Annotated in this window: 22 protein-coding genes; 9 read left to right on the top strand and 13 right to left on the bottom strand. The window is 62.8% G+C overall.

What is annotated here, in order from left to right:
- Window positions 1-3 precede the first annotated feature (3 nt).
- The 11 genes from ACN9M3_RS20565 to sctQ all read right to left on the bottom strand — a co-directional run bounded on the left by ACN9M3_RS20565 (window position 4) and on the right by sctQ (window position 5,804).
- Complete coding sequence (locus ACN9M3_RS20565; protein ID WP_426162397.1) at window positions 4-582, bottom strand: GNAT family N-acetyltransferase; 579 nt, start codon at window positions 580-582, stop codon at window positions 4-6.
- Window positions 569-1,252, bottom strand: coding sequence for a hypothetical protein (locus ACN9M3_RS20560; protein ID WP_426318486.1), 684 nt, complete (start codon window positions 1,250-1,252; stop codon window positions 569-571). Before ACN9M3_RS20560 ends, ACN9M3_RS20565 begins: the two co-directional genes overlap by 14 nt.
- Window positions 1,230-1,985, bottom strand: a complete 756-nt coding sequence (gene sctJ / locus ACN9M3_RS20555) for a type III secretion system inner membrane ring lipoprotein SctJ (protein ID WP_426318485.1) — start codon at window positions 1,983-1,985, stop codon at window positions 1,230-1,232. Before sctJ ends, ACN9M3_RS20560 begins: the two co-directional genes overlap by 23 nt.
- A 7-nt stretch (window positions 1,986-1,992) precedes the next feature.
- The gene (locus ACN9M3_RS20550; RefSeq protein ID WP_426318484.1) at window positions 1,993-2,358 is read right to left on the bottom strand and encodes an EscI/YscI/HrpB family type III secretion system inner rod protein; all 366 of its coding nucleotides are present in this window, start codon (window positions 2,356-2,358) and stop codon (window positions 1,993-1,995) included.
- Window positions 2,355-2,918 (bottom strand): hypothetical protein, encoded by a 564-nt coding sequence (locus tag ACN9M3_RS20545; protein WP_426318483.1) that lies wholly within the window; start codon window positions 2,916-2,918, stop codon window positions 2,355-2,357. The genes ACN9M3_RS20550 and ACN9M3_RS20545 overlap by 4 nt, the downstream gene beginning before the upstream one ends.
- Window positions 2,919-2,974: 56 nt before the next feature.
- Window positions 2,975-3,259, bottom strand: a complete 285-nt coding sequence (locus ACN9M3_RS20540) for a hypothetical protein (RefSeq protein ID WP_426162390.1) — start codon at window positions 3,257-3,259, stop codon at window positions 2,975-2,977.
- 29 nt (window positions 3,260-3,288) lie between these two features.
- Entirely contained in the window at window positions 3,289-3,492 is a 204-nt protein-coding gene (locus tag ACN9M3_RS20535; protein ID WP_426162388.1) for a hypothetical protein, read from the bottom strand.
- 93 nt (window positions 3,493-3,585) lie between these two features.
- Window positions 3,586-3,759, bottom strand: coding sequence for a hypothetical protein (locus tag ACN9M3_RS20530; protein ID WP_426318482.1), 174 nt, complete (start codon window positions 3,757-3,759; stop codon window positions 3,586-3,588).
- A 59-nt stretch (window positions 3,760-3,818) separates the two neighbouring features.
- Window positions 3,819-4,100: a type III secretion system export apparatus subunit SctS gene (gene sctS / locus ACN9M3_RS20525; protein WP_426162385.1), complete on the bottom strand. Its 282-nt coding sequence runs from the start codon at window positions 4,098-4,100 to the stop codon at window positions 3,819-3,821.
- Between the two features lie 10 nt (window positions 4,101-4,110).
- Window positions 4,111-4,773, bottom strand: a complete 663-nt coding sequence (gene sctR, locus ACN9M3_RS20520; RefSeq protein WP_426318481.1) for a type III secretion system export apparatus subunit SctR — start codon at window positions 4,771-4,773, stop codon at window positions 4,111-4,113.
- Window positions 4,770-5,804, bottom strand: coding sequence for a type III secretion system cytoplasmic ring protein SctQ (gene sctQ / locus ACN9M3_RS20515; RefSeq protein WP_426318480.1), 1,035 nt, complete (start codon window positions 5,802-5,804; stop codon window positions 4,770-4,772). Before sctQ ends, sctR begins: the two co-directional genes overlap by 4 nt.
- 115 nt (window positions 5,805-5,919) lie before the next feature.
- Here sctQ and ACN9M3_RS20510 point away from each other — a divergent pair, with 115 nt between their 5' ends.
- The 9 genes from ACN9M3_RS20510 to ACN9M3_RS20470 all read left to right on the top strand — a co-directional run bounded on the left by ACN9M3_RS20510 (window position 5,920) and on the right by ACN9M3_RS20470 (window position 15,364).
- Window positions 5,920-6,642: an HrpE/YscL family type III secretion apparatus protein gene (locus ACN9M3_RS20510; RefSeq protein WP_426162381.1), complete on the top strand. Its 723-nt coding sequence runs from the start codon at window positions 5,920-5,922 to the stop codon at window positions 6,640-6,642.
- The gene (locus ACN9M3_RS20505; RefSeq protein WP_426162380.1) at window positions 6,639-6,857 is read left to right on the top strand and encodes a hypothetical protein; all 219 of its coding nucleotides are present in this window, start codon (window positions 6,639-6,641) and stop codon (window positions 6,855-6,857) included. The genes ACN9M3_RS20510 and ACN9M3_RS20505 overlap by 4 nt, the downstream gene beginning before the upstream one ends.
- Complete coding sequence (locus ACN9M3_RS20500; RefSeq protein ID WP_426162379.1) at window positions 6,854-7,273, top strand: hypothetical protein; 420 nt, start codon at window positions 6,854-6,856, stop codon at window positions 7,271-7,273. Before ACN9M3_RS20505 ends, ACN9M3_RS20500 begins: the two co-directional genes overlap by 4 nt.
- Window positions 7,267-8,862 (top strand): type III secretion system outer membrane ring subunit SctC, encoded by a 1,596-nt coding sequence (gene sctC, locus ACN9M3_RS20495; protein ID WP_426318479.1) that lies wholly within the window; start codon window positions 7,267-7,269, stop codon window positions 8,860-8,862. Before ACN9M3_RS20500 ends, sctC begins: the two co-directional genes overlap by 7 nt.
- A gap of 3 nt (window positions 8,863-8,865) precedes the next feature.
- Entirely contained in the window at window positions 8,866-9,909 is a 1,044-nt protein-coding gene (locus ACN9M3_RS20490) for a hypothetical protein (RefSeq protein WP_426162377.1), read from the top strand.
- Between the two features lie 181 nt (window positions 9,910-10,090).
- Window positions 10,091-10,639 (top strand): fimbrial protein, encoded by a 549-nt coding sequence (locus ACN9M3_RS20485; RefSeq protein WP_426318478.1) that lies wholly within the window; start codon window positions 10,091-10,093, stop codon window positions 10,637-10,639.
- 91 nt (window positions 10,640-10,730) lie between these two features.
- Window positions 10,731-11,477, top strand: a complete 747-nt coding sequence (locus ACN9M3_RS20480) for a fimbria/pilus periplasmic chaperone (RefSeq protein ID WP_426318477.1) — start codon at window positions 10,731-10,733, stop codon at window positions 11,475-11,477.
- A 196-nt stretch (window positions 11,478-11,673) separates the two neighbouring features.
- Window positions 11,674-14,184, top strand: coding sequence for a fimbria/pilus outer membrane usher protein (locus tag ACN9M3_RS20475; protein WP_426318476.1), 2,511 nt, complete (start codon window positions 11,674-11,676; stop codon window positions 14,182-14,184).
- Between the two features lie 205 nt (window positions 14,185-14,389).
- Window positions 14,390-15,364, top strand: coding sequence for a fimbrial protein (locus tag ACN9M3_RS20470; RefSeq protein WP_426162372.1), 975 nt, complete (start codon window positions 14,390-14,392; stop codon window positions 15,362-15,364).
- Between the two features lie 309 nt (window positions 15,365-15,673).
- On the opposite strand, the gene ACN9M3_RS20465 is transcribed toward ACN9M3_RS20470, so the two are convergent.
- Window positions 15,674-16,018 (bottom strand): helix-turn-helix domain-containing protein, encoded by a 345-nt coding sequence (locus tag ACN9M3_RS20465; RefSeq protein ID WP_426162370.1) that lies wholly within the window; start codon window positions 16,016-16,018, stop codon window positions 15,674-15,676.
- A 158-nt stretch (window positions 16,019-16,176) separates the two neighbouring features.
- The gene (locus ACN9M3_RS20460) at window positions 16,177-16,524 is read right to left on the bottom strand and encodes a hypothetical protein (RefSeq protein ID WP_426162369.1); all 348 of its coding nucleotides are present in this window, start codon (window positions 16,522-16,524) and stop codon (window positions 16,177-16,179) included.
- Window positions 16,525-16,698 lie beyond the last annotated feature (174 nt).

Genomic DNA, 16,698 nt, shown 5'->3' with positions numbered 1-16,698 from the left:
GGGTTAAACGGCGCCTGCGCGCCGCTCGGCCCGCGCGATGCGCCGTTCCATGTAGGCACGCCATTCTGGATCGTCGAAGCGTACGCCATAGATCATCACGTCGTCAACGCGGTCGCCATAGCAGGCTGCACGCGGCAGGCAGCCCCATAAACTCATGCGGAATGCGCGGGCGACCATCAGGCTTTTGCGGTTGCCGCCGAGGATCCAGCAAGAAACGGCTTCGTAGCCATGGCGCGGCGCTTCGCGGTAGACTTCGGCGATCATCTTCATCGGCAAGGATTGTCCCTGCATGTCGTGCCGCACATAGATCGACAGGTCGCCGGTACGGTGGCAGACTTCCCGGCCCCAGACGATGGCGCGCAGCAAGGCCCAGGCGACAGGCTGGCCATCGTGCTCAATCACCCAATTCAGCCAGCCGTTGCGGCGCGATTCACGCAACAAATGGCCGACGTTGGCCGCATTGCTCTTGTTCAAGGTCGGCGAATGTCCGCCGCCGTTTACGGTTTCGTTATAGATGGCAGCGATCGCTTCGGCGTCCGTTTGCAGCGCTGTGCGCCAAACGAATGATCTATTCTGTTTCAAGCTTGTGTTCCTCAACGGTGACAGGGAGAGTCGTTGCGCAATGCCAGGCGCGGACGATATGGCGCGCGGTGGCGACGTCGATCGCGGCCGGCGCCGCTCGCGGCGTCTGGCCGGCGCTGACGCCGCATGGCAGGCGCAGGCGCAGGCGTTGCCAAAGGCCAGGCGCCAAGGCTTCGCAGGCCTGCTGTAGCTGCTGCCCGCCAATGTGCATCAGGGCCGCGGCGTCAGCCGGTGGCGCGAGATCCGGTTCCAGCGGCGCCAGCGGCCGCACGCGCGCCAGCCGCAATGCGGTGCGCCACTCCAGCGCACTGCCGGCATGGGCCAGGGGCTCGGTCAAGCCGCTCCGTGTAAAACCGGGCGTGCCAGCCCACCCGGCCATGCCCAGGAAGAGTTGCACCGCCGGCAGTTGTGCAGCCTGCCACGCGGCTGCAGGCAAGGAGCGCAGGGCGGGCGCGGCGGGCGGCGCCAGCAGCGGCAAATCATAGTGCAGGCAAAACAGCCGATAGGACAGGTGTTCCGAGGCCCCGCCTTGGCGTTCCAGGGCGATCCAGGGCGCGCCATCCGTCGCCTGCTCGCGCCAGCTGGGATCGGCCCCACGCCAGGGCGCGAACCACAGCGTGCGCCAGGCGGCATCAAGCGCCTCGGAATCACATCGGGCCGTCGTCATCATGCTCGACCGTGTTCGTGACCTGCCGGCGGCGCCAGGCCCAGACGGCCGTGCTGCCGAGCGCCAGCAGCGCGGCACCGCAAACGCCCAGCCATACGAAGCGGTGATCGTCCGGCGGTGGGGGGGACGGCGTCGCCTGTTCGGCCGCGACAAATACCACTGACACGCTGTGGGCTGGGGACGGGGCGTCCGCCAGTCCGGGGATGCTGGCCAGTACCAGTTGCCGGATGCGGCTCTCGTAGGCGACCGGGTCCCAGCCCGGACGGAATTTGATCAACACGGCGCATGAGGACGGCAGCACCGGTTCTCCCGCTACGATGCGTTCAGGCAGCACCGGGTGGACGCGGGCCAGCACCACACCGTCGATTTGCGACAGGGTATTTTCCAGCTCCGCCGCCAGCACCGACAGATAGCGCGCGCGCTCTTCGGTCGGGGTGGAGATCATGCCGTCCTTCTTGAACACCTCGCCCATCCGGGCAAAGCTGTCGCGCGGCAAGCCGCGCTCGTGCAGCAGGGCGACTGCCGTGGCCAGTTCGGCTTCGCCGACACTGACGACGAAACCTTGCTTGGCACTGCTTTTGTCGGCGCTGATGCCATGGTCGCGCAGTACGGCGACGATCTCGTTGGCGTCGCCTTCGGGCAGGCCGGTATACAGCTGGAGCGGGTGTGAGCATGCGGCCAGCATCAGGCAAGCGCATAGCAATGCCGCGCGCCAGCGGCGCAGGGGAGCGGACATCGGCGGCCTAACTCAATTTGGTCAGCTGGTCCACCGCGCTCACAGTCTTGCCCACCACCTTGGCAATCAGGTCGTTCTGTACACCTTGATCGACCAGTTCATTGGTGATTTTCACGATGCTGGCGGGGTCGCGTGTGGTTTGAACCTGCTCGATCTGTCGCGCCAGGCTACGCCGGTTCCGGCCCAATGCGTCTGTCAGCTCTTGCAATGCGCTGCCGGTGCGGCCCGGCTTGAGCACGGACCCAGGCAGAGGGGCCTGCAAGGCTTGGCGAAACACATCGACGTCGCGTGCGGCTGCGCTGTCAGCACCCGCCGCGCGAAGCGTGGCGGCACGTGCCGCAGCCACGCGCCCAAGCATGGCCGGCGCGCTCATCGTGGCGCCTCCAGCAGCTCCTGTTCCGGCAGCAGTTCCTCCAGATCGATCATGACCAGCATCTTGGCCGTTTCGATCAATGCGCGGCTCAGCGGGGTAGTGGCCGGCAATTCGTCGAACGCCTCGGCCAGGAAGCGCAGCAGGTCCTGGCGTTCCATCAAGCCCTCCAGCACGCACTGCTTGTAGACGGTGATCGCCTGGCCGTATGCAGTGGCCTCTTCCTGATCGGCGTTCGGTCCTGCCTGGGCCATCGCTGCCGGGTCGGCGGGAAAATCGGCGATCTCCAGTTCGCGTGCGCGCGCCAGCATGTCGACCAGGCTGGTTTGTACATTCAGTGAGAGCTGGGCAGTACGGATGGTACTGGACAGCATGCCTAACGCTTTGTCGGCGGTATGGCGATCTGCGCCCTGCGCTACGGTGCCGTGCTGAATGAACTCGCTCCAGCGGCCGCCATCTTGCGGCGCGGCAAAGGTGCAGGGATAGTCGTCCATGAGCCGTGCGATGCATGCGCGTTGTTGTGCCAAGCGCGGAGTGATATCAAGTTTGATTGCTTCGGACATTGCTTATCCTTGAAAAAAAAGCCAGTGCGTCGGCGCAAACGCACTGGCAAAAGATGTTAGAACGGCATTTGCAACATGCGCTGGGTACCGCACATGGCATACTGGGCCAGGCCTCCCAGGAAGCCGCCGCGGAAGCCGTCGCTCATGCCCTGGAACATGGAACCGAAATTGCGCAGCATATTGCCAATGCCGTAACCCATGTTGTACTGGGGGCCGCCGAAGCCGAAGGGGCCGCCGCCGAACGGCATGCCGCCGCCGAATGGCATGCCGCCACCCGGGTTTTCATTGATATGGACGCTGCGGTCAATATAGACTGGCCGGGTATCGATAGGAGTAGCCATACTTTTCCTTTCCTTGGTTGATTTAGAAACTACAGTCGGATTGAAGTGAGAAAGCCGTAGACAGCGGTAGTCTGCTCGAGGCCGTTCTTCAAACGCGCGTTTTCCGTTTGGTACCGCATTTGTTGCCGGGCCAATTGATAAGCTTGAATCTGTGAGCTGATCGATTCGCTATTGGTCAAATCCTTTTCGTAATCCACGAAAGGATTGCTGCCGGGGGCGCTAATGTCAGGCATTTGATTCTCCTGTTGTTAAAGGGGGGGCGGCACAGTATGCCGCTTCCTCGTTAGTGCAAGGCGAAGAATGCACGGTTCGCTCTTTCGGTCTGATCAGAACGAGTTGCCAAGATTCAGACCGACCGCGTTGAGCACCTGGTGTGCGACGTTGGCAAGCGGGTTGCCAGACTGCGCAGGAGCGTTTTTTGCACCGGACGAGGCGCCGCCGCCAAGCACGCCGCCGATGACTTTTGGGATAATGCCAAGGATACCGCCGAGTAGTTGCATAAAGTTCTCCTTTAAATGCCGGCGTATGCCGGCGTGGTTGAAATGGCGATGTGAGCCGCCTATGAGCCAGGCAAGCCGTGGTAGCCCAAGCTGGCCACCGCCTGCATTGCCTGGTTGGTGAGCGTGAACAGTTCGAGTCCCATCCAGCGCCCGCTGATTGCCAGAGTTAAACCCACGGCAAGCAATTTGAATGAAAACGGCAAGGCCTGGTCTTGAATCGACAACAGCGTCTGCACCAGCGACAGCACTACACCGACCAGTACCGCCACCGCCAGGGGCGGTCCGGATAGCCAAAGTACGAGCAGCATGCCGCGCTGGAATAACGCAATTGTTTCGACCATATCCTTTCTCCTATGTGTAAGACAGCATCAATCCTTCCGCCAGCTTGCTCCAGCCGTCGACCATGACGAACAGCAGCATCTTCAGCGGCAAAGACACCACCATCGGCGACACCATCTGCATGCCAAGCGCCAGCAGGACATTCGACAGCAGCAGGTCGATCACCACAAAAGGCACATACAGCACAAAACCAACCTGGAAAGCCACTGTCAGCTCCGAGATGACGAATGCCGGAATCACAACGGCGTAATCGCGGTCGCTGGCCTCGTTGGCCAGGGTGGTGCCGCGCCACTGGCGCTGCGCCAACGCCAGGAAATGGCTGCGCGTTTCGGGGGCGGTGTGCTGGATCATGAAGCTGCGCAGCGGCTCGCCCGCGCGCGCCATCTCGCCAAGCGACAGGCCCGCGGTCCGTTCAGTCACAGTGCCGCCTTGCCCGGGCAAGCGTGCCGCCGCGTCATGAAACACCGGCGCCATCACCATCAGGCTGATCGCCAGCGCCACACCATAGATGGCGATGCTGGGCGGCACCTGTTGCACGCCGATGGCGTTACGCACAATGACCAGCACCATTGAAACCTTGAGAAAGCAGGTGGTGCAAATTAACAATAGCGGAAGCAGCGACAGCGCCGCCAGGAAGAGGGCGATGCCGATCGGGTCGACGTTGCTAATGCTCACGCGCCGCCTTCCAGCTTGATGATTTCGACCGCGAGCGTGCCGTCAACCTCGATCAGTTCGCCGGAGCCGATGCGGCGGCCGTTAGCGACGATGTCGACTGCCGGGCGCGCCGGCATTGACAACTCGATGACGGCGCCGGACGCCAGGCTGCGCAGCTCGTTGACAGTGAAGTTCGCATGTCCAGCGACGAAGTCGACCCGGATCGGTAAGTCGTCCAGAGCAACCGGCGCGTCGGCGCCATCGATTTCGCTTTCCCATTCCGTGCTGTCGTGTTCCATGCTTGCGCTTCTCCAAGAGTCAAAGTAGAGGGTGCCGTCGCTTGCCGTGTAAGCGATCAGCGCGTGCCGGCCGAGCTTGATGCGCACGCGGTTGTCTGAACCGTAGTACTGCATCGCAATGCGCACGGCATCGCCGGGCCGCAGGGTACGTAGCGTGCGTGCCGTAAGGTGTGAGGTGCCCAGCCACAGCCGCCCGTGGCACGGCAGGGCATCGACGGCGGGGCAAGCCGGCGGTGCGCCGGCTTGCCAGCCGTCGCAGTGCAGCCATGGCAGCGCACTGGCTGCCGGGCAGCGCAGCGCAGCGCTATGGCGAAAACCATTGCTACCGCAAAGGGTAAGCAGCAAGTGGACGTCGTCGGATGCTGCGGCAACGGGCTGTGTACTGCACGTAGCGTCGCCGCCGAGCGCTTGACGCAGGTCGTCATCGACCATGCCCCAGGCAAGCTGCAGCATGTCATGCATTACCGCAGCCGGCCAAGCGGGATCGAGCGCAATTCCGCTCGCAATCTGCAGCAGGGTGAATTCCTCTATCTGCAATTCACCGTGTGCATTGCGTAGCGCAAAGCCTGCCTCAACTGCGCCTGCCGCGGGCAACGCGGAACGACGCAACTCGAAACATTGCCATGGTCCTTGCGTTGCCTTCCAGATCAACCCGCTTGCCAGCCTGCGTGCCAGCTGCGCTTGCGCGGCGGGCATGCTGCGCAACGAGACGCGGCGGGCAGGGTGGCTGGATGGTGTGGTGTTGGCTGGCATTGGCGACCTTTCGGCATAGCGCCCCTAGGGCTTGGGCTGTAGTGGCACGCCGCCAGCGAACGGTTCGCCAAAAAAAATACTGAACCGGCACCGCGGGCCAGCGCACTAAGCAGGCATGAATGATGAGTTGAATCCAGCTTTACTGATGCCGGTTGTGCGTCGTTTGCGGCTTGCTCCCGGTATGCCGCGCACGCCGGACGACGTGGTCCTGCCGCGCGAGCAGCTCGCCACCTGGCAGGAAGGCATGGAGCTGCTGCAATCCATGCGTGCGGCAGGGCAGGAAGAGGTCGAGGCAATGCGCCTCGCGGCGCAGGTCGAAGCCGAGGCAATCCGCGCGGCGGCCTACGACGATGCGGATGCCGTGCGCGCCGCGGCAGCCGACGATGCCCTGGCGCTGAAGCAGGAAGCCAGCCAGATGGTGTGGCGCGAAGCGCATGCTTTGCTGGAAGAGTTGCGGGGCCAGCGTGCGGCGTTGCAAACGGAGGCGGGACGTATGCTGGCACGACTGGCGCGGACGGCATTGCGGCGCCTGTTGCTTGAAGTGCCGCCAGGCTGGCCGGCGGTGTCCAGTGTGCGCCTTGTGTTGCGCGAATGGCGTGCGGCAGCTGGCACAAGCCAGGCGGTGCTGCGAGTGCATGCGCAAGACTATGACAGCTTGCCGGCGGAACTGCGCAGCGGTGACGCCTGGCAGTCCGTGGCCGATGCCTCGGTGGCGTCTGGGACATGCGTACTGACCGCTGGCGGGAGTGAACTGTCAGCCAATTTTTCCGCCAGCGTGAGCAGTCTCGTGGCAGCACTGGGCCGGCATGCGGGCGATATTTCGGAGGAAGCGCAATGAGTTACAACAATCCCTTGAGCCGTTTTGTCAGCGGCTTCGGCAACACCCTGCAGAATTTTGACAAAGCCATGAACGACCTCAGTCCTAGCGATCCGGCGCAACAGAAAGCTTACGTCGCGGCCTTTCAGGAAGTGCAAATGGCAGTGTGGGCTGCCAAAGTCGCCACCCAACGGCGCCATAGCTTGCTCTCGAAAATCATGACGGAGATCCGATGACGGATGGCCTGCCGACGCCAGTGACGGCTGGCATGGAGATGGAGGCGCTGCACGCCGCGGCTGTCGCCAGCCTGGCCAGTCTGGAGCAAACCGGATCGGCTGAAATCGCGCTGCCGGGACGCACGCTGCAGCTTTCGCTGCACGAGGACTCCGCATGGCTAACAGGTGAACTGGCGCTGGCGCAGCCACTGGACGATGTGCTGTTTGCGCGTTTATGTGCCATGGCGCTGCCGGCCAGCGCGCATCATGCTGCCAGCCTCAGCTATAGCCATGCGGCTGCCGCATTGCGCTTCGTGCGTCGCCTGCCGGCACGGGACAGGGCTTCCCTGCTGGACGAAATCGAGGCGATGCTGAACCAGATCGACGCCTGGCTGCTTTTGCTCACATCGGCCCCAGCAGGAGGGCGAGCATGCTGAGACCGTTGGGCCAATTGGCTGCAGGCGCGGCACTGCTGCTGGCGCTGGGCGTGTCCGTCACGCCTTGTTCCGCTGCCATGCCCGCTTCCTGGAACGATACGCTGTACAGCTATCGCGGCGAAGCATCGACCCTGGGCGAGCGCCTGCAAGCGTTTGCCCGCACCATGGGCTTGCGTCTGAGTCTGCGGGATGGCGCCCTGACCCGCGCGCCGGTGCCGTTCGATCCACATGCGGCTCAGGCCAGCGTCTACCTGGACCGCCTGGCGGCGGCGCAGCGCTTCCAGTGGTTCGTCTATCACGGAGTGCTGTATGTGTCGGCTGCGGATGCACAGGTGACCGAGCGTGTCAGTTTGGCCGGCCTTGATAGCGCGGGCGCGCGCCAGGCCTTGGAGGGCCTCGGTCTGTTTGAGTCCAAGTTCGGATGGGGAGGTGGTGACGATAGCAACAGCACGGTAATTGTCGCCGGTCCGCCAGACTATGTCCGCCTGCTAAAGAGCGTTCTGGAGCATAAGGACGAGAACAAGGAGACGCCGCAGCCCATGCTGTTCCGCCTGAAATACGCACTTGCGGCCGATCATCAAACCACTGTACGCGAGCAGCTCTTGATTCAGCCGGGTGTGGCAACGCTGCTCAGCCAGATGGTGGCGGGGCGACGTCCCGAGCCCTTTGGCGGGCCGGGACCGATCGCCCTGGCACGTGCGGCGCAACGCAACGAACCGGTGCCGCCAGGCGCGCCTCCGGCCGCGCCGGTACCTGCGACCGTCGAAGCTTATGCGCCCTTGAATGCCGTGCTGGTACGCGACCTGCCCGAACGGCGCGCCATGTACCAGGACTTGATCATGGCACTGGATGTGCCGGTCGAGCAGGTGGAAATCCTGGTGACCATCGTCGACGCCAAGCGCGGCACGCTGCGCGATTGGTCGGCCGGCCTGTCGCTGCAGGGCGGAAAGATGGGGGGCCGGTTTTCTCACGCTGGCGGCGATGCTGAGCAAGGTGGCGCCAATCTTGTGTTGTGGTCGCTCGGCAAGCTGAATCTGGAAATGCGTGCACTGGAATCGGAAGGCGCGCTGCGCGTGGTGTCGCGTCCCTCGCTGCTCACGCTCGACAATGTCGATGCTGTGCTGGACATGAGCCAGTCGGCTTACGTCAAGCTGCTGGGCGAGCGCACTGCCGACTTGAAGAGCTTGACCGCCGGCACCTTGCTGAAGGTGACCCCGCGCGTGATTGCCGATGCAGCCGACCCCACCATCCATCTGCTGGTGGACATCGAGGACGGCAGGCTGATCACGGCAGGCGACGGTAGCAGCAGTGCGACGACCGAGCGCAATAGTATCAGCACCCAAGCCCTGGTGCACCCGGGCCAGGCCCTGGTGGTCGGGGGCTACCGCCGCGAACAAACGCAAAACGGACAGGAGCGCGTTCCCGTGTTGAGCAAGATTCCACTGCTGGGGCGCTTGTTCTCGGCCGACAGCGATAAGAAGGATGAGCTGGAGCGCCTGTTCATTCTAACGGCGCGCGTCGTGGGACACGACGCGGCAGCGGACGCTACCTTGCCTGTACCAAGCGCCTCCCATTCAGACAAAGGCTAAGCGATGGCAGAAGCGATTTCACGTGGTGCGTTCCCCACCTACGTCCCGCGCGAGCAAGCAAAGGCGGATGGCCCGAGCCAGGGAGGGTATTCGCAGCAAGGCCTGGTCAACGCCATGGAAGAACTGACCTTCCAGGTCAGCGAAGTGGTGGAAGCGACCCAGCTCGCGCTGGAGCAGCGCTTCGATGTGGACATGCACGCCCTGCATGACGAAGAAGAGGCGTCAGTGGAGGAAGTGTGCGCCGTGCTGCGTCTGTTGGAGGGACGCGACCTGTTCGATCAGCTGCGCGGCCGTGCGCGCCTGTTCGCCAAGGCCTTCAGCGAAGGGCGGCGCGAGGCGATGGATTACCTGACCGATGGCCTGCAGCCGCAGCACCGCTGGGCGGTGCTGCGCCTTGCCACCCGGGCCATGGCCGACGAATCGGCCAACCGGCTTAATGCCGAGGCCCATGCGCTGGCCATGCAGTATCCGGCGCCGCTGAACAGTATTTTCCGCGCCTTGCCGGCGATGCGCGCCGCGCCGCCCCCCGCGCCAACGTCGCCATTGCCTGGCGTGGAGCGCCACTACTGCGAGCTGCTGGCCAGCAAGCCGACGGTGCGCACCGTGCTCGATGTGCTGGCCGAAGTGGGCGGAACCACCGATGCGACCAAGACGTTGAACGCCATGCAAAGTGCCTGGGCTGGGCAAGTGGGACGGTTGGAGCAGATCGCCGTGTTCATCATTGTCAGCCGCCTGGCAGGGGCGGTGCGCACCATGGTCGAACACGGGAGGGCGCTACAGCGCTACCCGGGGGCCGTGGCAGGCGATGCCGTGCTGCCGTTCAAACATGCGCGGGCCATGATCGACATCGCCAATTCTTCGGTGCCGGCCGGCATGCTGGACAAGCTGGCCGCCGCCGTGCTGGGACAATCGGCGCCGCGCAAACGGCGCCAGGCCTTGTTCAGTTATTTGTACGGGCAAGCGCTGCGCTGGCCGGACCTGGTGTGGACGACACCCGACAGCAAGCCGCTTGTGCTGCAGCAGCTGGTACGCAAGCAATCGAATTGAGACGGGGGCTCCGGAGCGAAGGTGAGCTGGTCCTAGTCGCCATCGCGCCGGTGTGAACCCGTCTTAGAAAGTGGCGTCGCAGTTTCGCTCTCGGACTACGCGCCGCTAGGATGCACCTCGCATCACGCAGCCGGACTAACCGGTCCGGTTTTTAAATCTACTTTCATTTGAAAGGCATTACATGAAACACTCCAAAGCAAACCTGATCGTTGGCGCACTGCTGGCCGCTGCTTCCATCGTGCCGGCTGTATCGCACGCAGCGGATGGCACCATCACCTTCACCGGCAAGGTGCTGGCTCAATCTTGCAAGGTCAACACTGGTAAGGGCGATCTCACTGTAGCGCTGCCATCTGCTGTCGCTGGGTCGCTGGCTACGGCAGGCCAGCGCGCCGGCCGTGTTCCATTCACGCTGAGCCTGACCGAGTGTGACGACCAAGCGGGCAAGGTAAGCGCGCTCTTCGTGCCTGGTGCGCTGGATGCCAATTCCGGCAAGCTGAAAAACAACCTGACGGGTAAGGACGCCGCTACCAACGTCGGCATTGCGCTGCTGAACAGTGACGGTAAGGACATGAATCTGGCTGCCGTTACCCCGGCGGACCAAGGTTCGAGCGCTGCTACCGTGTCCGGCAAGAAGGCCGAACTGAAGTACTTCGCCGAGTACGCTGCGCTGGGCGCGGCGACCCCCGGTGCCGTGACTTCCACTGCGACTTACACCATCCAGTACCTGTGATGCATTAAGTAAGCAGGGCGTCGATGGCTTGGCTGGGCATCGGCGCCTTTTTCAGCACGTATTTCAATTTGACCAAGATCGGAATCGCGATATGTTAGTACGACCTTCTTTCTTTTCGATGCTGCTGGCGGTGGGTATGGTGATCAGTGCCGGCACGGCCAACGCCAACATTATCATTTCCGGCACCCGTGTTATCTATCCGGCCGACGAGCGCGAAGTCACGGTTAAGCTGAGTAATGAAGGCAAGACTCCGGTGCTGGCCCAAGTGTGGCTGGACGACGGCGATGCCTCCGCTACGCCGGGCTCGGCCAAAGTGCCTTTTGCTCTGACGCCACCCTTGTCCCGCATAGATCCGCGAAAGGGACAGCACCTGCGCCTGATGTACACGCATGACGCGCTGCCGAAGGATAAGGAATCCCTATTCTGGCTCAACGTTCTGGAAGTGCCGCCGCGCGCCGAAAAAGGGGAACGTCCGCAGAATATGCTGCAGCTGGCTATTCGCAGCCGTATCAAAGTATTTTTCCGTCCCGCGGGCCTGCCGGGAGACCCGCGTGACGCCGCGGCCAAAGTGCACTGGGCCTGGAGAAAGGCCGAGTCAGGGAACTACGTCCTGACCGCAACCAATCCCACTCCTTACCACGTTACGTTCAGCAAGCTGACTGCGAGCGCCGGCAATGCCAGCTATGAAAGCGAGGCGGGCGGTATGGTGGCGCCCGGTGCGACCCAGGAATTTCCGGTCGGGCACCTGAGCGCTGCGCCAGCCGGTGCGCTCAAGGTCAAGTACACCTTCCTCAACGACTACGGCGGCGGCTCTAACGGCGACGTTGCCGCGCCCTGAACAGCATTTCCCGCTTGCAGTAGCGCGGCAGCTCCGCGCCCCCTTAACTTAACGAATCATCACTATGAGTTATCACCAACCACCCTCCGGGTGCGGACGCGACCGTCTTGTGTTGCGCCGCATCTGTGCGGCAATGCTGGGCGTTTTTTCTGTCCATCTGTGCCTGCCAGCCAGTGCCGAAAGCAGTTCGGAGTCGATGCAATTCAATGAGCAATTTCTGATGGGCGGTGGCGGCGGTGCCGTCGACCTGTCGCGCTTTGCGCGCGGCAACCCGGTGACCCCGGGAGATTACCTGGTTGACCTTATCGTCAACGGCGAATGGCGCGGACGCACTTCAGTACGCTTTGTTGCCAGCCCCGGTGTCGCGAATGCTAGTGCTTGTCTTGACAAGGCGCTGATCGGCCGCCTTGGTCTCGATTACGCTATTCTGTCCAGCAGGAGCCGCGCCGAGCTGGCGCAAGCGCAGGCGGGCCAGTGCGCTGCGCTGGGCCGACTCGTCCCGGCTGCCACCGAGCACTTCGACACGGGCGAACTGCGCCTGGAGTTGAACCTGCCGCAGGCGGCGTTGCTGAAACAGCCACGCGGTTACGTCAGCCCCGAGCTGTGGGATGCCGGCGTAACGTCGGCTACGCTGGCATATGATTTCAACACCTTCCACAGCGGCCGCGACACCAGCGACTACCTGGGCTTGCGCGCCGGCTTGAATATCGGCGACTGGCACCTGCGCCATAACTCATCGATGATGCGCGACAACAAGGGGCGGCGCAGTTTCGACAATATCTCCACTTACGTTCAGCGTGATCTGCCGTCGCTGCAGAGCCAGCTGCGCGTGGGCGACGCCTTCACCGATGGCGCCGTGTTCGATAGCATTGGCATCCGAGGCCTGACCGTGGCGACCGACGACAATATGCTGCCCGATTCGCTGCGCGGCTATGCACCGCTGATCCAGGGGGTGGCGCGTACGAATGCGCGCGTCACGGTGACCCAGAACGGCATGACGCTGCTGGAAACCACCGTGGCCCCCGGCCCATTCAAGATCAGTGACCTGTACGCCACCGGTTATGGCGGCAATCTGCTGGTGACGGTGACGGAGGCAGACGGCAGCCAGCATAGCTCGGTGGTGCCGTTTGCCTCGGTCGCGCAACTGCTGCGGCCAGGCACCATGCGTTACAGCGTATCGGCTGGGCGCTTGCGGGATGGCCGCTTGAACAATGGCGATGCCTTGTTGCAGGGTACCTTGCAGCGTGGCCTGAACAATATGGTAACCGCCTATGGCGGTGTGACCGCCACCCAGCACTATTGGGCTGTGACGGGGGGCGCCGCCTTCAATACTTCGCTGGGCGCTTTGTCCGCCGACCTGACCCAGGCGCGCGCGGAGTTCGCGCATACCGCGCCGGCCACGGGGCAGAGTCTGCGTCTGCGTTACAGCAAGCGCATGGCCTCGACCGGTACCAACTTCAGCCTGGCGGCCCTGCGCTATTCCTCGCGCGGCTATTGGAACTTGAGCGATACGGCGCTGGTGCGCGATTACCAGGCTCGCGGCTGGGAATCGCTGAGCATCGATCGCCCACGTGAACAATTGCAGTTGATGCTGAGTCAAGAGTTCGGGGAAGGCGGCGGCGTGCTGTCGCTGTCCGGTGTCGCTGGCCGCTATTGGAACCGGCCAGGGGCGGGGACCGATTTCACTTTGCGCTACAACAACTCTCTGACCGCGTTGGGCACCAATGTCAGTTACGACATTTCAGCCGGCCGCCAGCGCGACATGCTGAGCGGGCAGATGGATAATCGCATTGCCCTGCGCCTGTCGGTGCCGTTCGGCCGTGGCACACAGGCGCCGATGATGTCGCTGAGCGCCACCCACGATCGCGGCGGCACCAGCCAACTTGCCGAGCTGAGCGGAAGCTATGGTGAAGACAATGCCCTCAGTTACGGCGTGCGGGCTGGGCACGGACAGGATGCCGATTTCGGCGCCAATGTCTCTTACCGGACGCAATTTGCAGCGCTGCGTGCCACCGGCAGCCGCAGCCAGGGCTATTCGCAATGGTCGGGCGGAGTATCCGGCGGCGTGGTGGTGCACCCTGGCGGCGTGACGCTGGCGAACGATCTGGGCGATACAGTCGCCGTATTGGAAGCGAAGTCGGCCAAAGGGGCCAGCGTCTTCAATGCGCCAGGTGTGAAGGTCGACGGACGAGGTTATGCGGTGGTGCCGTACATGACGCCATATCGCATGAACAATGTCGAAATCGATCCCAAAGGCGCGGCAAGCAATGTTGACTTTACGAGCACCAGCGCACAAGTGGCGCCACGTGCCAATTCGGTGGTGATGGTGCGCTTTGGTACCGTGACCGGACGTGCCGCGCTTCTCACATTGACCGGCGCCGATGGTGCTCCATTGCCGTTCGGTTCGACTGTCCGCGACGCTCAAGGTGTCGAGGTTGGCGTTGTCGGACAGGGGGGGCAGCTGTACGTGCGTGGAATCGAGGATAGAGGCCACCTTTACGCGGATTGGGGTGATGGAGCAGCACAGCGTTGCGACTTCGACTATCACTTGCAGCAGCAAGCGGGAGCGGCGAGCCCATTTTCCCGTAGCAGTGCAGTCTGTGTGGCGCAGCACCGGACGGCGGATGAATCCAGTGTCAAGCAAGGTCCGACAGGGCCGGGCGCGCTGACCGAATCTGCTTCAAATGCCGCATCGGGTTCGCCATGAAGAAATTTCCGGTGTCGCGTGGAAGCCATTTCAACGCCATCTGTCTGCATCGCGGCCGCGTTTCTCGTCTGGCCCGATTATGCGCCAGCGCACGTAAAGCAGGCACTTGCACTGGGCCTGCTGCCCACCACTACCTGACTTCCCATCGGCGTGTCGCGCTGACGTTCATCCACCCAGACATATTCATCAGTTCAGGAGAGCCATAATGTTTTTAGTGAAACTTCCTGCCATGTGGCGCAGGTTTGCCGTTGGTCTTGGCCTCGTGGTCGCCAGCTTTTCCGCGCACGCGACGTGCACGCTTATCAGTCCCCCGATGCAGCCTCTCAATAAGCTGATGTTGCCAGCTTTCGGTACCGACGACGACTCATTTGGTAGCTCGACAACTTACCCCATGAAGCTTAGCTTTCACTGTGATAAAACCACGCTGGGCGTACAAGTCTATTATCAGATTCCTTTTGAATCAACGGATGGGGGCTGGGCATGGAAGACGGGAATCCCGGGCATTGGCATGATATTGCGTGACAGCGAGGGCAATATCGTTCGGGAGCGCAAAGGCTTGCTGTTCGACACGAGCACCATCATAGATGAGGGGGGCAAGAATTTCGATAAGACGTTTTCGATTCAGCTGACCCGATGGGCTCTTGGGGCGACCTCGGTGGTGGGGGATGTGTCCAGCGAAGTGATGCGGTTCACGGACAAATGGATGTGGAAGGAACACGATGCGGGAGCGTGGCAATTCAAGGTGAAGTTTGTTCGTCCGACCTGCACAGCGCAAGTTTCCCAGAGCGAGGTTAGGCTGAACGAGGTGCGAGCGTCGGACCTGAGCACCATCGGGAGCGAAGCTGGCGAAACGCCATTCCAGGTCCGGCTGCTTTGCTACGCTGGAGCCGAACCGTCTATCTACCTATCGGACGCGAATGGAAACGGAAAGGATGGCGATCTGCTAACGCCGGCTGCCGGCTCCGAAGTCAAAGGTGTGCAGCTGCGCATTGCGCGCGATGGCAAGCCGGTGCGTCTGGGCGGGCCTGGCAACAAGTGGTCACTTGGCCGAATCGCCAACACTTGGCACTATCCACAGGGGCCAGTGCAGATCCCGCTCAGTGTGCGTTATGTGGCGACGGGCAAAGTTACGCCCGGTATTATTCGCAGCATGGCCACATTCACCATAACTTATGACTGACGACTAAGTCGGCTAGCCGAGCGCGCTTGGGCGGGACGTTAAAAGCGCCGGCACTGGCGGGCCCGGCGCGCGCAATGACGTATCGGATTGGACAACTGGCAGGTCACGTGCTGCGGCAGCAAAGTCCAGGAAGAGGCCCTGGTGTACTAACAGGAGAAGGTTCCTCTGCGTGTACGCTATGAGTCGACCGGCCGCCAGATCAGTCCCGGTATCACCAAGGGCGCTGAGACGGTCACCCTGGTGTATCACTGGGGCGCCCACGTGCCCCGCGCGCAGGGGTTAGTTGGGGCGGGAAACTACCGCGCTGGCTTAAAAGCGCCGGCCCTGGCGTGCCCTGTGCGCGCAGGCGCGCAGCGGCGCCGACAGCTGGCATGTCACTTGGCTGGGGAGGAGGGTCCAGGTCGAAGTTCCGGTGTGCCAACGAAAATCCCCCCCGAGAAAGCGCAGCTCGCGGAGCGGCAGTCCGGTCATCTCATGGATGCGCAGCAGCAGCTCGGAGGATACCGGGCAGTGCCGGTGGCGGATTTTGCTGATGGTGGTGCGAGTGACCTGCAACCGGTCGGCGAGGGCGGCGTCGTAGCGCAAACCGAGCCAGAATTTGACGGTGTCGAGCAGCATGTCGGGGTTGTAGACGGCATGTTCGGGCGTTTTCATGTTCATATCGATAGCAGCGCCAGGCTGTGGTTATCATCAGGGTGCCGGGATTGGCGTGAAGAATTATCCCGGCGGGTCAGATGGCCCACAGGCGTGTGCTGCAATTACCGGACGAGATTACGCCGCCGCGTTGCGGCTGCGCTCGCGGGGAGGAATGGTCAGGCCAGGTGATCGAGGGCGGTTGCCAGTTCGGCGTCGAACTGGCCGAGGCGCTGCTGGAGTTGCTCCAGCGCCGGCGCCACGTTGATCGCGTTCTGACGCAAGGCCTCTTCCAGGTGTTCAAAATCGGCGCGCAGGCGCTCGCCGGTCACGAACATGAGCATGCTTTTCAGACGATGGGTGGCGCTGCGGCAAACCTCGTGGCGGCCAGTGGCCGCCTCGCCGCGGATGATGGCAAGGTCGGCCGACAGGTGCTGGCGCACTTGCGTCAGCAAGTTGCGCAGAGCATCAGCATCGTAGAGTTCCTGCAGCTCGTCGAGGTCGAGCAGCGGCGTGTCGTCTGACATAAGGGTTTCCCGGGAGCAGTGTCCAACCGCTATTGTGCCAGCTTTCGCGACACTGGGGCAGGGCGCGGTGTCGCCGTGCTGGACGGGAGTGGAGATAAGCAGTTCCGGCATGGATGATCCTCTGAAGCGAGATGTCGTGGATCATGCATGCTAAAACGTCAAGTGCGGCGCGGT

Origin of the sequence: Pseudoduganella sp. R-43 (assembly GCF_049913255.1) — a bacterium.
In the GTDB taxonomy this organism is placed as follows: Bacteria; Pseudomonadota; Gammaproteobacteria; order Burkholderiales; family Burkholderiaceae_D; genus Rugamonas.
This window is presented reverse-complemented; position numbering and strand designations above follow the sequence as displayed.